23 protein-coding genes are annotated in these 19,702 nt (G+C 38.7%); 9 read left to right on the forward strand and 14 right to left on the reverse strand.

Translation table 11 applies throughout. The features are described 5' to 3' along the window. Window positions 1-183: 183 nt before the first annotated feature. The 5 genes from ACSHZO_RS04510 to ACSHZO_RS04530 form a co-directional block, all read right to left on the reverse strand. Entirely contained in the window at window positions 184-927 is a 744-nt protein-coding gene (locus ACSHZO_RS04510; protein ID WP_298246039.1) for an SDR family oxidoreductase, read from the reverse strand. A 180-nt stretch (window positions 928-1,107) separates the two neighbouring features. Next, the gene (locus tag ACSHZO_RS04515; RefSeq protein WP_295178575.1) at window positions 1,108-1,314 is read right to left on the reverse strand and encodes a hypothetical protein; all 207 of its coding nucleotides are present in this window, start codon (window positions 1,312-1,314) and stop codon (window positions 1,108-1,110) included. 177 nt (window positions 1,315-1,491) lie between these two features. Next, complete coding sequence (locus ACSHZO_RS04520; protein ID WP_298246038.1) at window positions 1,492-2,022, reverse strand: DUF3124 domain-containing protein; 531 nt, start codon at window positions 2,020-2,022, stop codon at window positions 1,492-1,494. A gap of 18 nt (window positions 2,023-2,040) precedes the next feature. Continuing rightward, window positions 2,041-2,655 (reverse strand): MarC family protein, encoded by a 615-nt coding sequence (locus ACSHZO_RS04525; RefSeq protein ID WP_298246037.1) that lies wholly within the window; start codon window positions 2,653-2,655, stop codon window positions 2,041-2,043. Between the two features lie 259 nt (window positions 2,656-2,914). After that, window positions 2,915-3,121, reverse strand: coding sequence for a hypothetical protein (locus ACSHZO_RS04530; protein WP_298246036.1), 207 nt, complete (start codon window positions 3,119-3,121; stop codon window positions 2,915-2,917). Window positions 3,122-3,510: 389 nt separating this feature from the next. On the opposite strand from ACSHZO_RS04530, the gene ACSHZO_RS04535 reads away from it, so the two are divergent. The 3 genes from ACSHZO_RS04535 (at window position 3,511) to ACSHZO_RS04545 (ending at window position 6,022) form a co-directional block, all read left to right on the forward strand. Continuing rightward, window positions 3,511-3,804 carry a hypothetical protein gene (locus ACSHZO_RS04535; protein ID WP_298246035.1) on the forward strand — a complete coding sequence of 98 codons (294 nt, stop codon included), beginning with the start codon at window positions 3,511-3,513 and terminating at the stop codon, window positions 3,802-3,804. A 126-nt stretch (window positions 3,805-3,930) separates the two neighbouring features. Further along, window positions 3,931-4,452, forward strand: coding sequence for a DUF4494 domain-containing protein (locus ACSHZO_RS04540; RefSeq protein WP_298246034.1), 522 nt, complete (start codon window positions 3,931-3,933; stop codon window positions 4,450-4,452). A gap of 157 nt (window positions 4,453-4,609) precedes the next feature. Further along, complete coding sequence (locus tag ACSHZO_RS04545) at window positions 4,610-6,022, forward strand: glycosyltransferase (protein ID WP_298246033.1); 1,413 nt, start codon at window positions 4,610-4,612, stop codon at window positions 6,020-6,022. A gap of 68 nt (window positions 6,023-6,090) precedes the next feature. Here the strand turns inward: ACSHZO_RS04545 and ACSHZO_RS04550 are convergent, their stop codons facing one another. Genes ACSHZO_RS04550 through ACSHZO_RS04565 form a run of 4 tightly spaced genes read right to left on the reverse strand, consistent with a single transcriptional unit; the run spans window position 6,091 to window position 10,207 of the window. Beyond that, window positions 6,091-6,324, reverse strand: coding sequence for a CBU_0592 family membrane protein (locus tag ACSHZO_RS04550; protein WP_141878946.1), 234 nt, complete (start codon window positions 6,322-6,324; stop codon window positions 6,091-6,093). Between the two features lie 9 nt (window positions 6,325-6,333). Continuing rightward, the gene (locus ACSHZO_RS04555; protein ID WP_298246032.1) at window positions 6,334-7,245 is read right to left on the reverse strand and encodes a carbohydrate kinase family protein; all 912 of its coding nucleotides are present in this window, start codon (window positions 7,243-7,245) and stop codon (window positions 6,334-6,336) included. A gap of 6 nt (window positions 7,246-7,251) precedes the next feature. Next, complete coding sequence (locus tag ACSHZO_RS04560; protein ID WP_298246031.1) at window positions 7,252-8,868, reverse strand: glycoside hydrolase family 32 protein; 1,617 nt, start codon at window positions 8,866-8,868, stop codon at window positions 7,252-7,254. 4 nt (window positions 8,869-8,872) lie between these two features. Further along, a complete protein-coding gene (locus tag ACSHZO_RS04565; RefSeq protein WP_435066729.1) occupies window positions 8,873-10,207 on the reverse strand; it encodes a sugar porter family MFS transporter in 1,335 nt (444 codons plus the stop codon). Between the two features lie 600 nt (window positions 10,208-10,807). On the opposite strand from ACSHZO_RS04565, the gene ACSHZO_RS04570 reads away from it, so the two are divergent. Continuing rightward, on the forward strand, window positions 10,808-11,527 hold the full coding sequence (locus ACSHZO_RS04570; RefSeq protein WP_298246029.1) for a TerC family protein: 720 nt from the start codon (window positions 10,808-10,810) through the stop codon (window positions 11,525-11,527). Here the strand turns inward: ACSHZO_RS04570 and ACSHZO_RS04575 are convergent. Genes ACSHZO_RS04575 through ACSHZO_RS04590 form a run of 4 tightly spaced genes read right to left on the reverse strand, consistent with a single transcriptional unit; the run spans window position 11,524 to window position 13,946 of the window. Further along, window positions 11,524-12,105 carry an urea carboxylase-associated family protein gene (locus tag ACSHZO_RS04575; protein WP_295178596.1) on the reverse strand — a complete coding sequence of 194 codons (582 nt, stop codon included), beginning with the start codon at window positions 12,103-12,105 and terminating at the stop codon, window positions 11,524-11,526. The genes ACSHZO_RS04570 and ACSHZO_RS04575 overlap by 4 nt on opposite strands. After that, window positions 12,105-12,722 (reverse strand): FMN-binding negative transcriptional regulator, encoded by a 618-nt coding sequence (locus ACSHZO_RS04580; RefSeq protein WP_298246028.1) that lies wholly within the window; start codon window positions 12,720-12,722, stop codon window positions 12,105-12,107. Before ACSHZO_RS04580 ends, ACSHZO_RS04575 begins: the two co-directional genes overlap by 1 nt. A gap of 11 nt (window positions 12,723-12,733) precedes the next feature. Beyond that, a complete protein-coding gene (gntA, locus tag ACSHZO_RS04585; protein ID WP_298246027.1) occupies window positions 12,734-13,417 on the reverse strand; it encodes a guanitoxin biosynthesis heme-dependent pre-guanitoxin N-hydroxylase GntA in 684 nt (227 codons plus the stop codon). A 7-nt stretch (window positions 13,418-13,424) separates the two neighbouring features. Next, window positions 13,425-13,946, reverse strand: coding sequence for a DUF421 domain-containing protein (locus tag ACSHZO_RS04590; protein ID WP_298246026.1), 522 nt, complete (start codon window positions 13,944-13,946; stop codon window positions 13,425-13,427). Window positions 13,947-14,141: 195 nt separating this feature from the next. On the opposite strand from ACSHZO_RS04590, the gene ACSHZO_RS04595 reads away from it, so the two are divergent. Together ACSHZO_RS04595 and ACSHZO_RS04600 are read left to right on the forward strand one after the other, a co-directional pair. Further along, entirely contained in the window at window positions 14,142-14,855 is a 714-nt protein-coding gene (locus tag ACSHZO_RS04595; RefSeq protein WP_298246025.1) for a glycerophosphodiester phosphodiesterase, read from the forward strand. Window positions 14,856-14,897: 42 nt separating this feature from the next. Next, entirely contained in the window at window positions 14,898-16,109 is a 1,212-nt protein-coding gene (locus ACSHZO_RS04600) for an NAD(P)/FAD-dependent oxidoreductase (protein WP_298246227.1), read from the forward strand. Here ACSHZO_RS04600 and ACSHZO_RS04605 read toward each other — a convergent pair. Further along, a complete protein-coding gene (locus ACSHZO_RS04605; protein ID WP_298246024.1) occupies window positions 16,099-16,578 on the reverse strand; it encodes a TspO/MBR family protein in 480 nt (159 codons plus the stop codon). The genes ACSHZO_RS04600 and ACSHZO_RS04605 overlap by 11 nt on opposite strands. A gap of 95 nt (window positions 16,579-16,673) precedes the next feature. Here ACSHZO_RS04605 and ACSHZO_RS04610 point away from each other — a divergent pair, with 95 nt between their 5' ends. The 3 genes from ACSHZO_RS04610 to ACSHZO_RS04620 are packed head-to-tail and all read left to right on the forward strand — an operon-like array spanning window position 16,674 to window position 19,659. Then, entirely contained in the window at window positions 16,674-17,756 is a 1,083-nt protein-coding gene (locus tag ACSHZO_RS04610) for a diphosphomevalonate/mevalonate 3,5-bisphosphate decarboxylase family protein (protein ID WP_298246023.1), read from the forward strand. A gap of 48 nt (window positions 17,757-17,804) precedes the next feature. Further along, window positions 17,805-18,743, forward strand: a complete 939-nt coding sequence (locus ACSHZO_RS04615) for a mevalonate kinase family protein (RefSeq protein WP_295178282.1) — start codon at window positions 17,805-17,807, stop codon at window positions 18,741-18,743. A 10-nt stretch (window positions 18,744-18,753) separates the two neighbouring features. Further along, on the forward strand, window positions 18,754-19,659 hold the full coding sequence (locus ACSHZO_RS04620; protein ID WP_298246022.1) for a geranylgeranylglycerol-phosphate geranylgeranyltransferase: 906 nt from the start codon (window positions 18,754-18,756) through the stop codon (window positions 19,657-19,659). The last annotated feature ends 43 nt before the right edge of the window (window positions 19,660-19,702 follow it).

Here is a 19,702-nt window from a genome sequence, read left to right on the forward strand (position 1 = left end):
ATTGCACAGGATGTTGAAATGGACTCCTGGAATGAGGATACTTTCTACTCGGAAGGAGCAAATACCGACAACGAGGTAAAACCGAAAGCTGCAGTACTTTAGTAAAACCTGAAGTTTAACACTATAAAAAAGTCCTTCAGAATTATCTGAAGGACTTTTTTTACTTCGGCATAAACATCTCAACTAGAATTCCTGAACTGTAGGTCTAATTACGATCTCATTCACGTCTACCTCATTTGGTTGCTCAATAGCATACGCTATAGCTCTGGCAATAGAGTCTCCAGGAATTGCCTGCTTGTAAAACTCTTTTACGTTTTCTGAACTTTCATCATGGCTTGAACCATATTTTAATTCAGAATCTATAGCTCCAGGTTCTATGGTTGTTGTTCTTATGTTCCCACCAACCTCATGACGTAAACCATCAGAAATTGCTCTTACCGCATATTTAGTTCCGCTATAAACGGTTCCTCCAGGACTAAATACTTTAATTCCCGCAACTGAAGAAAGATTTATAAAGTGGCCAAATCCCTGTTCCTGGAATACTGGTAGCGCTGCGGAAATCCCGTAAAGCACACCCTTTACATTGATATCGATCATTTTATCCCACTCCTCCACTTTATCTTCAGCAAGAGGTGCGATAGCCATTAATCCGGCATTATTGATAAGAACATCAATTTTTCCATATTCTTTTTTACTAAGTCTAATGAGATTTTTCAGGTCTTCTCTTTTAGTAACGTCAGTCTCCACTACCAGCGCTTCACCTCCATCTTTTCTGATATCTTCAGCAATGGCATCCAATTTTTCCTTACGTCTTGCGGCAATAACTACCTTTGCTCCTCGTGAAGCTAAATGACGGGCTGTATTTTCCCCAAGTCCACTACTACCTCCTGTTATTATTACTACTTTACCTTTAATATTATCTTCCATAATTGTGATTTTTAGATTTCTTTTAAATTCGGAAACAAAAATACGAAGGGATATGGAGCTGTATAAATTTGGCGAGTGGGTTTGTAAATATTTTAACCTGGTTGATTGATCTGGGTTAATAATGTTACCTTAAAACAGAATTTTTAAAGACAATTGATCTCCTTAACTGAATGAATGAAATTAGACGGTTTGCTCTTCTGAAGTAGTAGTTTTAATTCCAGAGATGGTAGTATCATGTTTTCGACCGAATCTACCGGTTATAGTCCATCCTATACCGAGACCCAGCATGACCCCTGAAACTAAATGAAAATTTGTACTAGTGCTCAGGTAGCCAATGAGGATTCCAAAGGTGATCATCCCCAATCCCAACAACCTCACTTTATTCATGACGCAATTTATTATGGTCTTAATAAATGCGGATTAGGGCTGGCATTTGTAGGTTTAGACCTGATTTGGATGGTAAATTTAGGCATTAAATCCTGAGAAATGAAAAAAATATCCGTTAAAATACTAGCATTCAACGATCAAGTTAACGGTGGAACCTCTATTTTCTTAAAATAGTAATTATTTAGTACGAATTCCCTGTGTAGTAAAAGAAAGGCCCTGCTGCCCGGAAGTGGAGATCATCACAGCATCGAATACCGGCTCGGTAGTATTCAGATTTGCCTGCCAGTCAAACACAAAGTTAGCCCCGGTTCCACCAGATTTATCGGTTTCATCGATCACAATTTCAATCGTCTCCAGTGGCGCGATATAAATAGGAGCATCAAAATAAGTTCGGATGAGCTTTCCATTAGTCGCGTAATAGTCGGCTCTTTCAACATAAATCGTATCCTCACGACTGGTGTTCCTCATGCTAATGGTCGCAGTTAGATCATGAGTGATATGTTCTGTCTGACTATAGATTTCAGAATAAATAGAGAGATAAGTTTCTCCGGAAACCAAGGAATCATTCTGCGGAATAGCAATTTGTCTCGACTCCCAACTTATAGGATCTATAGAACTAATCTCCTTCTTATCCTCGCAGGATTGCAGCGCCAGAAAAACTATCAGAAGGCCGAAGAAATGTTTATATGGATATTTTATTTTAGTCATATCAAATGGGCTATCAGGCTATTTTAAAACTACAAAAAAGCCTCTTAATCCTGCCAGTATGGATTGGGTTCCGTAGGCTGCCAGGATTAGCCCCATGATCTTACTTACCACAGTGATCCCATATTCTCCCACATGATCTTTCACTCGATTAGCTGTTAATAGCAATATGCAAGTTATAGCGATAACCACGAGAACCAACGCCGTGGTCACAGCCTGTTGCTGTATTGTATATAGATTATTATCTGTCATTAGCACTACTGCCATGATCGCACCTGGAGAAGCAATAGATGGGATGGCAACTGGAAAGATCACCACATGCTTGTAATCTTTAATAAGTCCTTTTTCAGATTCAGGTTTTCCATCACCAAAGATCATTGTAAGGGCGAACAAGAAAAGAATCACGCCACCTGAGATCTGAAAAGCATCCAGGGAAACATCCATTCCATCAAGAACAAGCTGTCCTACAATAATAAAGAACAGTAGTATTAGAAAAGCAATAATAGAAGCTCTGATCGCGACTGTCTTACGTTTCTTTTCGGGAATGTTCTTGGTTGCTTCCAGATAAACCGGTACCGAACCAAGCGGATCGATCACGGCAATAAAGAAGAAAATAGTAGTTATGATTTCGTTCATTGTTCCAATGTCTGGCAACTAAATTAAATAAATGGATCGCAATTTAGGTTCAATTACCAATTGTATCGCCTTAGACTCACAAATTGTGCGATATTATCATATTGAATAGCTCGAAGAGGTAAAAGAATATAAATGAATTTCGCAATAAGTAAGTTTTGCTATCACACTTCAAAATGTTCTATCGTTCCTAAAGTCTATGGAAGCCTCAATCAGCTGCACCATAATTTCAGTAAAAACAGGTATAATAGTTCTCAAATATTCAGCTGGATTTCTTCAATTCATAATAAGATGCCGTGCAATATCGATCAAAGATCTTTGCGATTCGTTCCCTATCCTGTATTGAAACATGTTTAATATCAAAAATTGATGTTTTTCCGTAGCCACCAATAATAATAAGTTCACTTTCTGTAATTTCAACCGAACGAATCTTTTCAAAAGTAAACTGCTTCCCCCAGATTCCCTTCATTTTAATATTTATTCCAAGTTTGTTCTAGGAAACTACCGACTTGTTAAATATCATTCGGCTCCAGAATATTAAAAGAATCAAATGAGCGCTGAATAATAGTACGCTATCGAATCTTCCAAACATATCATTGAAATAATCTACGCCATACAGCACGAGGCACACTAACGCCAGAAAGATAAAGATCTTGCTTAAACTCCCGTGGATCTAGTGAAATAACACTTTCTTCTTGTGCATACTGAATGAATAAACAGCGTAATTTTCATAATTAGTATTTCGACTTACTAAGTTACAAATCAATTAACCATAAGATAATACTGCAGAAAAGATATTAATAATTTCTGAACCTTTAGCTCTGGATGCAAACATACATTTGCCCTCAAATTTAAGCTATGAGGTTGAGATTATTCAGGGAGCATTTTTCGCTATCTTTACCCAAAAGGAAGGGAATGTTTTGCTTTTATCTTGAGAACAGAAAACGCTTTGGTAACCAACATGTGGTTCACCTTAAAAGCTGTGATCTCCTGCCCGAAAAGACTGGAAGAACCAAACTTGGCTTTTTTAATGATTTCCAGGAACTGCACGCTCAGCATGATCCAGCTGAAGCTTCCTTAATGGCCTGTACTTATTGCTGCAAATCATTTCAACTTAATACTGACCAAAGGATCACACCTACAGAAAACTAAGCCGTAATTAGCCGGTTTTCAACCACTTCCACTTTCAAATTTCTAACTTCTGCAAATTTCTCAAACTTGCTACGAACACTTTGCTTTTAAAATCTATATTTGCCGACCCAAAAAAAGATTTTCATTATGAGCGTAGTATGGTACGAGTGCAAAGTAAAGTATAGAAAGACGCATGAAACCGGGGAAAGTAAAGTAACTACTGAAACCTATCTTCTGGACGCTGTTTCTTATACTGAAGCTGAAGCAAGAATCACAGAAGAGATGAAGACTTACACAAGTGAGGAGTTCATGATCACCAATATCAAGGTGGCAAATCTATCTGAAGTTCATCCTTTTGAAAATTCAGATCGATGGTTCAAGTCCAAGGTTTCGCTTATTAGTTATGATGATGAGAGTGGGAAAGAAAGAAAGTCCAATCTATACATGCTTATCCAGGCGAACGACGTCAAGGAAGCTTATGAAAATACGGAACAGGCGTTACAGGAAACTATGGGCGATTATAGCATTCCTGCAATTACTGAATCACCAATCCTGGATGTATTCCCATATTTTTCAGATGAAGAAGAACCAACGGTAGATTCTGAAGTAACGGAAGAAACTGAAAAATCTGAAGTTGTAGAAGAGACTAAAGAAGTGCCTTCAGAATAAGTTCCACTATTGAGGAATATTTCAGATTACACGGCAAAAGTGTGGAATTGTCACCCATGATTTTAATATAAGATCAAATTGAGCCCTGATTACCAGGGCTTTTCTAATGGCATAAGAGTTGCCTATATGAAAACCAATACGAATAAACATCTGAAATATGAATACTAAAAAGAATTATGAATCTATTGCTGAAGAAGAACACGCTTCAGGAATAAATAAATTCTTACCAACCAAAAATCCGCTGAATACATGGGGAATCGTTGTGCTTATTAGCACTTTCATACTCATGATAGGATCAGCATACCTTGTATATTTTCTGCAAAGTGATTTTACTGAGATCAATACTGCCAGAATGAATACTACCTGGGGTTATGCTTTTTTTATCCTAGCATCTGCCCTGTTCTTATATCGAGGAGCATTTTTTATATATAATCTGGTGTTGTACTTCAAGTACAAGCCTATAGAATCTGTTTCTAACGAAGAGTTACCAACCTGTACCGTGATCGTTCCAGCTTATAACGAGGGAAAACAGGTATATGCTACGCTTATGAGTCTGGCAGAAAGTGAATATCCTACAGAAAAACTACAATTACTTGCTATTGATGACGGTAGTAAGGATGATACCTGGAGCTGGATGCAGGAGGCTAAAAAAGTTCTGGGTGATCGTGTAGCGATTTACCAGCAGCCTGAAAATAAAGGAAAAAGGCATGCATTGTACAGAGGTTTTAATCTTGGTACCGGTGAGGTTTTTGTGACCGTGGACAGTGATTCTGTAGTAAACGCAGACACTTTGAGAAACCTAGTAAGCCCATTTGTTGTTAATGAGAAATGTGGTGCCGTTGCAGGTAACATTAGAGTTCTGAATAACGAGAAAGCTTTACTTCCAAAGATGTTGAACGTGAATTTCGTACTTAGTTTCGAATTTATGCGTTCTGCAGAAAGTACACTGGAATCTGTACTTTGTACTCCGGGAGCTCTAGCCGCTTACCGTGCCAGTGCAGTATTTGAATGTCTTCCTGAGTGGATCAACCAGACATTTATGGGGAAACCCTCAGATATTGGTGAAGACAGAGCCATGACCAATATGATCCTTAGGCAGGGACAACACGTACTTTTCCAGAGAAACGCGTATGCATACACTAATGTTCCTGAGCAATATAAAGGTCTTTATAAGATGTTTATTAGATGGGGACGAAGTAATGTTCGTGAGAATATCGCCATGTCTAAATACGTATTTACACAGTTTAGAGAAGGTTCAACTCTTGGATCAAGACTGTTGTTCATCAACCAGTTCCTGAAGATCATTATGAGTTATCCATTGATCATGATCATGCTATTTTTCGTGGTCTCTCACCCACTTTTATTTCTAAGCTCCACATTTCTGGGAATTATGGTTTATTCAAGTTTCCCGGTATTGTTTTATGCCAAGAGATATAAGCTTTCAGAGTCATTATGGGCTTACTCATACAGTATTCTACATACTTTTGGACTATTCTGGATCACCCCTTACGCGATTGCGACCGCTAGCAGAAGTGGATGGTTAACCAGAGAACTAAGTGTAAAGAAATAACACTAAACCCCAACAACTAAGAAAATAAAAGCGATCCTGTTTAGGATCGCTTTTTTTATGATTCGGTTTTACATTTTGTACCGTATGAGACTGAAGAGTGAAACCGTAGCCCAGACCGCTTCCAGAATTATGAATGGAACGTAGTCCATTAAAACCGAAGCATAACAGGCCAAAGAGGCTCCTATCAAATTCAGTAATATATAGATAAGGTCTTTGGTTCCAAGTTTTCCGGCAGCATTAAGCACATATGCCAGAAGAATTAGAAATACTCCTACCGAACCTATCCAATCTATATAAGTCATACTCAGTTATTATTTACCTTTTTTAGCATCCATTGGATTCATGAACCTATGCAATAATTCATCTGAAATTATCGGGTTGGCACCTTCTTTTGCCGCTACTAAAGCGCCCATCGCACAAGCTGTATCTAATGCTACCTGAGGCTTTTCTCCTTGAAGCATTTTCGCCAGTAGCGTACCTAAAAATGAATCGCCTGCGCCTACTGTGTCTTTGACTTTCACCTGGTAACCAGAATTATAATAAAGCTTTTTGTCATGCATCAAAACAGCACCATGTCTGCCCTTCGTAACGCAAATAGTTTCAGCAGTAGATTTCACCGCGATAAACAACAAATTCTGCTCCAGTGAATTATATTCTGAACCTAACATTTTTGCGATTTCAAACAATTCATCATCATTAAATTTGATGAATTCTGCATGCTGGATCAATTCAGCTAAGAGATCTTTTGAATAATGTGGAGGTCTTAAATTGAAATCCAAGACCCTGTAAGAGGCTTTTGGTATAAGATCGAACAAGGTCTTTCTGCTTACATCATCACGGCAGATCAAACTTCCGAAGATAAATGCATCACTACGGGAAACCGATTGCTCAATAGTTTCAGTAGCGACAATACCATCCCAGGCTGCAGGATATTTGATCGTATAGCTGGCCGAACCACTTTGAGAAAGTTTTACATCCACCGCTCCTGTCTCCCGGGTTTCATCCTTTAGAATATTACCGGTTTCAACACCCTGAGTTCTGAGGTAGTCCAGCAATTCATCTCCCCTGGAATCAACTCCAACTTTACTGATCATTTCAGCATCTATACCGAGACTGCTCAACCTTACTGCAACATTAAGCGGTGCGCCACCAATTCGTTCCATATCTGGAAATACGTCATACAAAACCTCACCAAAACAAACCGCCTTTATCCTTTTTGACATATACTATTATTGATTATTAAAATTTAGTTCATAAGCTTCAAAACTATCTACCATAAAATCTTTTTCTTCGGAACCAATCGAGAAAGTATCCCATGGCTTTTCAGAAAAAAAGATCTCTGTAATAACGGTCTTTCCATTATCAATGAATAATTCCATACTGGTTTTATCAAGTAGCATATGAACTTCCATAGAATTAGACGCTGTTATTCTCGGTGCTGTTGAGGGTGTCCCGGAAAACTTATCTGAAAAATCATTTATTCCTGCCTTACTTCTATCCATGCTGAATTTTTGTTTTGAATGATCATAATTCACCACGAATTTTTCTCCCTGTTGATTAGAAAGCGTAAAATGATAGTTACCATTTTCCTCTAATCCGGAAATACTGAATTTCACCTCAGCTTTGGAAAGATCGATCGCTGATGTATCAATAAGTACCAGATCCTTATTGGCTGAAAGTGCGCTTTTCTTGACTACTTCACCTCTGAATTTTTGTAATTCCTCTACCGGCTGTGAAGTAACCAGGTATTGTCCATCTTCTTTGATAAGCTTCAGTTCTCTTGCAATGGTCATCGCACTTCTCCAGGTTTCGGTTGGTACTTCCTGTGCGTATAACCAGTTAGACATCCATCCTAGAAACAATTTCCTTCCATCCTCCTCTGGCAAGTTAGCCCAGGTTACTCCAGCGTAATTGTCTCTTCCAAAGTCTATCCAGTAGTCGTGCTTTTCCTCCAGATTGGTCATATTTTCTTCCGGTGTGAATGTTGTGCCATCAAAATCTCCTACAAAATACTGGGTTCCAGATCCACCATTATAGCCTCCAGGATTTAAACTTTGGATCAGCACCCATTTGGTTTCACCGGTACCTTCAACCTGCATTGGAAAGAAATCCGGGCATTCCCAGACCCCGTCATGTGCACCATTTCCCTGTCCGAATTCAGAAACTTTTTTCCATTCTTTCAAATCCTGTGAAGTATAGAACAAAGTTTTTTCGGTCGTTGCCAGAGCCATAAGCCACTGCTTGTGTTCCTTATCCCAGGTTACTTTGGGATCTCTAAAATTTTCAATTCCTGGATTGGGTAACACAGGATTGCCTTTATATTTTGTCCAGGTCATCCCTTTATCAAGACTATAAGCGATCGCCTGTGACTGGTAATCCTTCTCACCCTTCTCTGCTCCTTTTGGTTCATGATAAGTGAAAATAGCCACTACCGGAGTCTTGCCATCCTCACCAAATCCTGAAGTATTTTCCTTATCCACTACAGCACTACCCGAGAATATATAACCTTTTTCATCTGGAAACAACGCGATCTCCTGTTCTTCCCAGGTGATCATATCCTTACTCGTGGCATGTCCCCAGTGCATTGGTCCCCAAACATTATCGTCTGGATAATACTGGAAATATAGGTGATAGGTGCCATCCAGGTAAAACATCCCGTTTGGATCATTCATCCAGTTCTTTTCCGGAGTAAAGTGAAAATTGGGCCTATAGGCTTCGTCACTGTTTTCCTCACCTTCTGTCTGAGTAATTTCTTCGGAAGTTTCTTCAGAATTTTGATCCTTACACGAATTGAAAAACAGGCAGCAAACAGCCAGTGAGGTTAAACCGAATTTAATTTTATTCATAATATCAGGTTGTAGTTGAAATTTCTTTAATGGATAATTCTTCCGCCAGTTCTTCCAGGGATTTCCCCTTGGTTTCTGGCATCATAAAAATAACGAAAAACAGTTGTAGCACCATCATGAATGCAAAGAAGGCGAAAACCCAGCCTGCTCCAATGGTACTGAACAAATACGGAATACTGGAAGGAATGATCGCTGCTAGCACCCAGTGAGTTGAACTTCCAAATGCCTGCCCTGATGCCCGCAATCTGTTAGGGAATATTTCAGAAATAAATACCCAGATAACCGCTCCCTGTCCTATGGCGTGCGAAGCTATGAACAGGAATAAGAATATGGGCACCCATAAACCTCCCCAATTCAGAAAAAATGCAGCTGCGACCAGTGAAAGAGATATGATATAGCCTATCGATCCAAATAGCAAGAGTTGTTTTCGACCAAGTTTATCAATAAGAAACACACCTAACAAAGTAAATAAAAGATTTACGACTCCAATTCCAATACTGCTTAACAAGGCTGTACTTTCGCCAAGTCCGGCAGCTTCAAAAATTCTAGGAGCATAATACAGAAATGCATTGATACCAGATAACTGATTAAAAAATGCGATTAGAAATGCGAGAATAAGCGGGAAACGGTACTTTTTCATAAAGATATCCTCACCGGTAACTTCAGTATCAGATTGTGTCTTAATCTCCTGAACTTTGGCGCTAACATCCAATCCTGGATTGATCCTTTCCAGAATGCGCTTCGCCTCGGCCATTCTACCTTTAGAGACCAACCAGCGCGGACTCTTAGGAATACCAATAACGAAAAGAATATAGAGGAAAGCTGGAATTGCCTCTACGCCAACCATCCATCTCCATGGTTCTTCTCCGGTATTTCTCAATAGATAATTAGAAAGAAAGGCGATAAGAATCCCAAGAACAATATTGAACTGGTAAAGGGCAACTAATTTACCACGTTTGTTGGCCGGTGCGATTTCTGATACATAGGCTGGTGCTGTAATGGTAGAAGCTCCTACACCAAGTCCTCCAAGGAACCTAAAAAATGCGAAAGTATAAGGATCGTTTACAAGAGACGAACCCAGGGCAGAGACGAAATACAGGATTCCAATAGCGATAAGTGTATTTTTTCTACCAAATTTATTTGTAGGAATACCTCCGAAGATCGCTCCAACCACAGTACCCCATAAGGCCATGGCCATCACAACAGAACCATGGAAGGCATCTGAAGTCCCCCATAATGCTTGTAATTGTTTATCTGCTCCTGAAATTACTACTGTATCAAATCCAAAAAGAAACCCGGCAAGGGCTGCACTTATGGAATAGAAGAAAATTTTATTCATGTTCGTTAGTAAAGTGAGATTAACCATCCCAGTAATAATTTATGTAAACCGAAATGATCAATCATTCAAAATTAATTGCAGAATTTAAGAATTATTAAATAAACTGAACCAACTACAAACAGATTAAAGCTTTTTAAGATAAAAATTGTCAAATTCGAGACACCCATTTGAAATCTAGTTTATGAAATATCTCCACCCTATGGGATACAAAAATGAACATTTTACCTTCGAAACATATTGCGAAAATGTGCAAGCCAACAATTATGATTCATTTGGTTTTGATCTTGGCTATGTGTAAAGACCTTGAAAAAAGCTGATCCCGGCAACAGATTTCTCCCTCTCTGTAATATAGAGACCCTGTAAATCTTTACCTTCTCTCGCGATCAATAATCGACTGGAATTTCACTTTACAGGTTCTTTATTTATGTACGAGTTGAATCACGATGGCGAACAGATTATGATTTTTTCCAGATTTCTGTCTATGGAGGAACTAATTTTAAATTCGGTTTCGAGAATTAACAGGCTCGATCAGTTTCTCATAATATTAACTATGAGTAATTCATTTTTATCTAATTTTGAAGCTGTACCAACCAATTGATCATGGAAATATTTCTGCAACCAGATACCTGGGTAGCCCTACTAACTCTTACTTTTCTGGAAATCGTTCTGGGAATAGACAATATTATATTTATTTCTATAGTAGCGGGAAAAGTTCCCGAAGAGAGTCAGAAAAAAGCTAGAATAGGCGGTTTATCTATTGCATTGATCATGCGAATTTTGTTGCTTTTGAGTATTACATGGATCATAGGACTTACCGAACCGGTGCTTACCGTGGCAGATTTTGAATTAAGCTGGCGTGATATTATTCTAGTCGCCGGTGGGATATTTCTACTAATTAAAAGTACACTTGAAATTCACCATAAGGTAGAAGGACAGGAGGAAAATAAGACTACCGAAAATGGTAAAAAGCCAACGATAAGTTTTAGCTCTGCGATCGTACAGATCGTACTTCTGGACATTGTTTTCTCCTTTGATTCCATACTTACAGCTGTAGGTTTGACAGATCAAATTATCCTCATGATCATAGCGGTAATTGTTTCTATCATCGTGATGATGATCTTCGCTAAACCTGTAGGAGAATTTGTAAACAATCATCCAACAATCCAGATCCTGGCTTTATCGTTCCTGATACTCATTGGAGTGATGCTTATCGTTGAAGGCGCACATTATCATGTGCCAAAAGGCTACATCTATTTTGCGGTATTCTTTTCTTTAGCGATAGAAATGTTGAATATGCGTTACCGTAGAAAGAATATTTAATCTATAATTTCGTAGTGAATTGGTTTAAAGGTTCCACCATTGCTATCTTCAGCAGAGCACGCCGTTAAAGCAACTATAAGGTCCATTTTCGCTTCGAACAGAACATAGTCACCGGCTTTGCTTAAAGGTGGATTTACACTAAGTTTTCCCTTTGTGTCAAACTGAACGTTCATAAAAATATTGAATGCGGTAGGAATATCATCTGGCTGAATTTCGAACTTCTCCAGGTTGGTATAAAGATTCTCAAAGCAACTTGGGTGATACTCATTATTATTATACATGATCTGGAAAGTTTCAGGACTGCACGGTGCTAGCAAAAAGTCATTTCTACCGTTGGTATCTTCCAGGATCTCCATCATTTTATTACTCCTGTTACTCCAGAGATGATCACCCTGACTAATCAAAATACTTTCCTCAAAATCCAGAGTTTTGCCAGATGAGATCTTTTCCCGCGTATCTTTCGCATTAAAAAGAACCATATCGCTTACCTGTTCACCGTTTGGATCGATTACCCTCAATTTCTGACCTTTATGTAGTCTGAATGCCGCACCCGTTTGTCTTTTGATTACTTCGATCATTATAAATTATGTTCGTTTTTAATATCTTCTGAAATTTGATTTTTTAGAGGATCTTCTGAAGCATCTAATTTGCTTACTACTCTTTCAACATCTTTAGAATGGTAAGACTGGTGTAGTTTTGCGATACCTTCAACTTTTACAGGATCGATCCAGAACCCTGTGATCTGCGGAAGGTGATCTTCCAGCATTTTCTTCGGAATTTTATCATAATAAAGAGGATCTTCCTGCTCTTTTTCGAAATTAGCTACCAGCTTTGAAAGAGATTCTCTTAGTTCTGAATCTGACTGAAGTTTGATTTTGCCATTCACATGCACTGCCGAATAATTCCAGGTACTAATATCAGCTTCCTCATACCAGGAAGAGGAAATATAAGAATGCGCACCTTGAAATATCACTAACACCTCAACATCATCCTTCAGAACTTGTTGCTGTTCATTATGGTTTGCGATATGCGAAAATAATTTCCAACTATCTTCTTCAGATTGATCGATAAGCACAGGAATATGCGTAGCTAGAAGATTTTCGCCTTTCAGGACGAAGGTGGCAAATGGAAATTTCCGAATAAATGGGAGAATAAATTCATCCTCATCTTTTCGGTATTTTTTTGGTCTGTACATTTTTTAATTTCCTAATGAAAAGGGCATTTCCATTCTTTATCAACTTTACGCCCACTATATTGCTTAGCCTCACTGTTATTTCCAAAGTCTTCCAACATCGGGTTGATCGAACCCTGAAAAGCTACGTCGCGATCACGAATTCTATCGCGAACTTTTTGATAGGTTCCCATATCCCTGAGTTTTTCGAACTGCCAGTGTAAATTGAATGTCAAAGTAGTATATGGACTCTGTCTTGCCTTTCTAGAAGAATTTGGATGTAATCCCACAACATAAAATGCTTTTCCTCCAATGCTAAAACTAAAATTTTCGTCTTTGGGGTTATCACTCACCGCGGGATCCCATGGCTCATTATCCAGTTTATGAATGTTGCCTAATTGCTTCCATAGTAATTCTTCAAAGCAAATTTCAGAATATTCCGGAGAATTTGGAAATACTGCCAGGAATGTTTTGAAATCATTCGATTCAAAATCGTAAGCTTCAATATAGTCTTTTAGATCCTTTAATAATCTGGCAGAAGTCTCCATACTTCCAAAGTCATCATAAGTTTTGAGAGTGAACTGGTCCATGGCGAAAATAGTCTTAGCCATGATACATGGGTGCTCATTCTCAAGAATGAATTCGGCATATTCTGCCTTTATCTGTTCATCTGAAACAGCTTTTAAACTCTTCCGTTTTGTTCTTTCCTTTACCTGCATCTTCTTTCTATTTTGAAACGTCTTTATATAGATAATCTTCCAGTTCCTCGTCGTCCTTGTCAGTATGTAAAACCGAAATATCGCCGGTTGCTTCGAAAACCACCGCTCTAACTTCTTTCAGCCTGATCACATTCGCTTCTCTTAACTTAGAACGAAGATCTGCTTCAGTCACCCGGGCCCTTTTCAAATTTTCATGTAAAATTGTTTGTCCTTCCATAAGCATCAAAGGACCATTATCTATAGCTTTCTGAACGATTTCAAACCTACGCAGGATTGCCACAAAAAGTTGTAGAACATATACTGCTGCAATACCAACTATACCCTCCCACAAGCTCACGCTTTTACTTAGAACGGTAGTTGCTACCATGGACCCCAGTGCTAAGGTCATAGCAAAGTCGAAACTGGACATTTTAGAAAAACTTCTTTTACCGGCGATGCGGGTGAAGATGACAATTGCGATATAGATCCCTATTGCTGTTAGAATAATTGCAACAAAGGACGGAATGTCAAAGGCGAACCACTTGTCCATTTATATTTGATTTTAAAATTGGGTGTAATTCAAAGAAAAATTTCTCAAGATCTACCCGAATTTTGGTTGAATTTCAATTTACTCCGGCTTTTAATTAATTAAATGTTAAGCAGTCATAATCATTTCAAAATTCCCGAGTTTTGTGGTGAAACCGCTAAACTTTCAGGCAAAGTCATTAATTTCTAAATTTTAAAAATGGAAAAGATCAACAAAATTGGCCATCGTGGTGCTAAAGCTCATCTCGCTGAAAATACACTGGAAAGTATTGAAAAAGCGATCAGTCTCGGGGTGAATATGATCGAGATCGATGTACATCGATGTGCTACTGGCGAATTGTTCGTGATTCATGATTTTACCCTGGACAGAACAACTAATGGCAACGGAGAAGTAGCTAAAAAAAGCAGTGCAGAAATGCAGTCATTTTTGATCGAAGAGCGGTTCAAAATTCCTACGCTACACGAGGTACTGGATCTTATCGAGAATAAATGCCTGATCAATATTGAGCTTAAAGGCAGGAATACTGCCAAAGCGGTTTCAGAAATTATTCAGCATAAAGTTGAAAAGGAGCAATGGGAATATGGCAACTTTCTGGTTTCCAGCTTTCAGAAGAATGAACTATTCGAAGTCAAAAAGATCAATTCCAGTATCCCGCTGGCAGTCCTAAGTAAAGCGAGTGTACCTGAAGCGATAGAACTTGGAAAGAAACTGGATGCAGTGGCGATTCACCCTTCCGTAGGAATTATTACGAGAGATAATACGAAGTTATGTCAGGATCATGGCTTTAAAGTAAACGTGTGGACCGTGAATGAAGTGAATGATATCCTGAGAATGATCGATTTTGGGGTTGATGGTATTATCTCAGATTACCCGGATCGATTACAGAATCCTGTTAAGTTGTTGCAAAACTAAATACTAGCTTTTAGTTGTTTATTTTTGCCAGCAAATAGCTCAATTTTGGAATATTTCGACAGGATCATAGTAGGTGGCGGTGCAGCAGGATTTTTTACAGCGATCAATATTGCTGAAAATAACAGGTCTCTGAAAGTCCTTATCCTGGAAAGAGGAAAGGAAGTTTTGAATAAGGTTCGCCTCTCAGGTGGTGGCCGGTGTAATGTTACTCATGCTGAATTTATTCCTGCCGAATTGGTTCGTAAATATCCCCGCGGAAGCAAAGAACTTCGAGGACCCTTTCACAAATTTATGACTGGTGATACCATTGGCTGGTTTGAAGACAGAGGAGTTTCTCTTAAAACTGAAAATGACGGAAGAATGTTCCCGGTTACAGATTCTTCGGAAACTATTATTGACTGCTTCAGAAAGGAATGCGATAACTTGAAAATTGAAGTCCGCACTGGGGAAAGTTTAAAAAGTTTTTCTTCTGAAGGTGATTACTGGAAAATTGAAGTAGGCTCCAAAGAATATTCCTGTGAGAAACTGATGCTTGCTACAGGCAGCAATTCGAAGATCTGGAATCTATTGAAAAATAGCGGACATTCAATCGTAGATGCTGTACCATCCCTTTTCACGTTTAATATTGAAGATGACAGGATCAAGGACCTTCCCGGAATCGCTCTGGATGCAGAAGTAGAAATTCCCGGAGCTAAACTTAGCAGCGATGGCCCATTGCTCATTACCCACTGGGGTTTCAGTGGTCCTGCGATCTTGAAGCTTTCAGCATGGGGCGCCAGGGCTTTAAATGAACTTCAGTATAAATTCAGCATAAAAGTGAACTGGATTCCTGGTGAAAATGAACTGTCGATCATCGAGACTTTAAAAGATCTGAAACAGGAACATTCCAAACAACAGGTTTATAAAAGAGCTCAGTTCGACCTTCCAAAAAGACTATGGCACAGCCTTGTTCTTGCTTCTGGCATTTCTCAGGATAGTAAATGGGCAGACCTCAACAAGCAGCAATTATCGAATCTGGGCGCACAGCTTACAGCGGCCGAATTTAATGTAAATGGTAAAAGCACTTTCAAAGAAGAATTTGTGACCGCTGGAGGAATCGATCTAAAAGAGGTAGATTTTCAAACATTTGAAAGCAAACTACACCCTAATCTATATTTTGCTGGAGAGATTTTGAATATAGACGCAATCACTGGAGGTTTTAATTTTCAGAATGCGTGGACAGGTGGATTTCTTGCTGCAAAGGCTATGAGTTAAGCCGCCAAATCTCGAAATTAAAAGCGAAGGCTAGAAGAATCCATACCGCATATGGAATAAGCATATATGCAGCTGTATTACTTACGATCTTAAACCATTTTATGGTGAAAAGTGTAACCACAAACAGCAGTGCCAGATCCAACATCGCCAGGACTGGTTTTTCAAGTGCAAAGAACAGCAGGAACCAGAAACCATTCAGCAATAACTGGAAACCAAAATGATAAAGTGCTGTTTTCACCCATTTGTGATAGAAACCTTTACTCCAAACGATTCCAGCAGCGACTCCAAGCAACACATACATAAAAAGCCAGATCGAGCTTAAAATATCGTCTTTGACGTAGAACCAGGGTTTTTGCAGGCCTGTATACCAATCTGCCATTCCAGTTTGAATAGCGACCGCACCAAGAAGACCGAAGACAAGACAAATGCCTACCGCAAAAGTGCTTCTTATGAGAAGATTTGTGGTCATATCTGGTTGGTTACTCTTACTAAAATAGCAATTTATTAAAAAGGAAACATCTCCAGATCTTTACATAAAGTTATCTTTGACAAAAATTTTTCAGAATGACGCATCAGGAATTTGTGCCCTCTATGTATTCAAAGGAAATAAAGTCTGGCAAGGTGAGCTGGCAATCCCCAAGTAATATAGCACTGGTCAAATACTGGGGTAAAAAGGAACATCAAATCCCTGCAAATCCTTCCATTAGTTTTACGCTAAATCATTGCAGGTCTACTACTAGCCTGGAATTTCAGAAAAAAGAGGATAAATCTGACAGTTTTGCGTTCGATTTCTATTTTGAGGATAAACCTAAACAAGATTTCAAACCTAAGATTGAAAAGTTTTTTGAGCGCATTCAGGAATACTGCCCATATTTAAATGATTATAATTTTGTTATAAGAAGTGAAAACAGCTTTCCTCACAGTAGCGGCATCGCCTCTTCTGCTTCCGGGATGAGCGCGCTTGCTCTTTGCATTATGGATCTTGAAAGCCAGCTAGATCCTGAAATGAGTAAAGAACACTTCCAGAGAAAAGCATCTTTCCTGGCAAGACTTGGTTCCGGGAGTGCCTCCAGAAGTATCCAGGGGGATCTTATGATCTGGGGAAAACATAATAAATTTGACAGTTCATCAGATCTTTTTGCCATTAGATATGAAGATGAATTACATAAAAACTTTCAGAATTTCCAGGACACGATTTTACTTGTAGACAAAGGTGAAAAACAGGTGAGCAGTACGGTGGGTCATGATCTAATGCATGGACATCCCTTTGCTGAAGAGCGCTTCGAACAAGCTCACGAAAATCTAAGCAAGCTGATTCCCGCATTGAAATCTGGTGATTATTCAGAATTCATAAAAATTGTGGAAAGTGAAGCATTGACACTTCACGCCATGATGATGAGTAGTCAGCCGTATTTTATTCTTATGAAACCGAACACGCTGGAAATCATCAACAGGATCTGGAAGTTTAGAGAAAATACTGGTATTCCCGCTTGTTTCACCCTGGATGCTGGCGCCAACGTTCATTTACTATATCCTGAAGATCACGCTCCTAAAATTTTAGAGTTCATTAAGAATGAGTTAGTTGCGTATTGTGAGAATGGACACTATATTTGCGACCAGGTTGGGAATGGAGCAAAAAAATTGTAATTTTAACAAGTTTACGGCTACATTTCTGCCTACTGAACCTGAATGCTTATGAAAGGACCTTTATTTTACTCAAAAATTCTTCTCTTCGGAGAATACGGGATCATTAAAGATTCCAAAGGTTTATCGATTCCATATAACTTCTATAATGGTGCCCTGAAGTTGTCTGATAATGACACCGAACAGGCTAAAAAATCGAATACCAATCTGCGTAAGTTTGCTGCTTACCTTGAAGCACTTCAGGAAAACAATCCGGAACTTGTGAAATTTGATATTGAAGCTCTTAAGGCTGATATTTCCAGCGGAATGTATTTTGATTCAAGTATTCCTCAAGGTTATGGTGTTGGTAGTAGTGGCGCATTAGTTGCTGCTATTTATGATAAATATGCCCATGATAAGATCACCGTTCTTGAGAATCTAACCCGGGACAAATTATTAAAGCTAAAAAAGATCTTTGGAGAAATGGAATCGTTTTTCCACGGAAAGTCTTCAGGACTGGATCCGTTAAATTCATATTTGAGCATTCCTATTCTTATTAATTCCAAAGAAAATATTGAACCTGCAGGAATTCCTTCTCAAACCGAAAATGGAACCGGAGCTGTATTCTTACTTGACAGTGGAATTACTGGAGATACTGCACCAATGGTGAGTATTTTCATGGAGAATATGAAGCAGGAGCCTTTCAGAAAAATGCTGAAGGACCAGTTCGTGACTCAAACAGATGCCTGTGTGGATGACTTTTTGAAAGGAGATGTAAAATCGCTTTTCAAGAACGTAAAGAAACTATCTCATACCGTTCTGGATAACTTCAAACCAATGATTCCTGCGCAGTTCCATAAACTGTGGCAAAAAGGGATCGAAACCAATGATTACTACCTGAAACTTTGTGGGTCTGGTGGTGGAGGTTACATCCTTGGTTTTACTGAAGATATCGAAAAAGCAAGAAAATCGCTTAAAGGATACAACCTGGAAGTAGTTTACAACTTCTAAACTCAATTTTATGCCAGGGATCGCGAAAAAGCGCCTGCTGCTGAAAATACTCAGTCTATTTTCTGTAGTTAGGGGATATAATATATTGGTGGTCGTCCTTGCGCAGTATTTAACTTCAGCATTTATACTTGCCCCAGATAAACCATTACGGGATGTGTTTTTTGATGCTAACCTGTTTTTTTTGATCCTGGCTTCCTCTACTGTGATCGCTTCAGGATATATTATCAACAACTTCTACGATAGCGAAAAAGATCTTATTAATCGTCCCAAAAAAACGATGCTCGACCGGGTGGTTAGTCAGCGTACAAAATTATCAGTTTATTTTATTCTGAATTTTGCTGCAATCTTTTTTGCCAGTTATGTATCATTCAAAGCGGTGGTATTTTTCAGCATATATATTTTCGTGATCTGGTTCTACTCACATCGCCTGAAAAAGATCCTGTTTCTAGGGAATTTAGTCGCTTCCATTCTTGCGATCACTCCATTCTTTGTGATCTTCGTTTATTATAGAAATTTTGAGACGGTCATATTTATTCATGCCGTATTTCTCTATTTGATGATCCTTATGCGGGAACTTGTAAAAGATCTTGAAAACATGCAGGGTGACCTCGCCCAGAATTACAGAACCATACCTCTTGCATTCGGAGAGCGATGGAGCAAATTCTGTCTTGCTGTATGTGCTGTGCTTGCCATAATACCTATTTACCTGTTGATCACTCAATTTCAGACAGGTTACATGAATTATTATTTTTACACTTCACTGCTACTGCTCGGTGTTTTTCTTCTACTCTTATACTTCAGTAAAGCCAAGTGGCAATACCTCCTATTACACAATATTTTGAAATTGATCATTGTTGTAGGCGTATTCAGTATTCTGCTTATTGATCTACAGGAAGTGCTCAACCGGGTTTTTTAGGGTAATACCCTCATCTTAAAAGTTTTCTCAAATACTTAGCATC

The sequence above is a fragment of the Christiangramia sp. 3-2217-3z genome, assembly GCF_051195275.1.
GTDB lineage: Bacteria > Bacteroidota > Bacteroidia > Flavobacteriales > Flavobacteriaceae > Christiangramia > Christiangramia marina.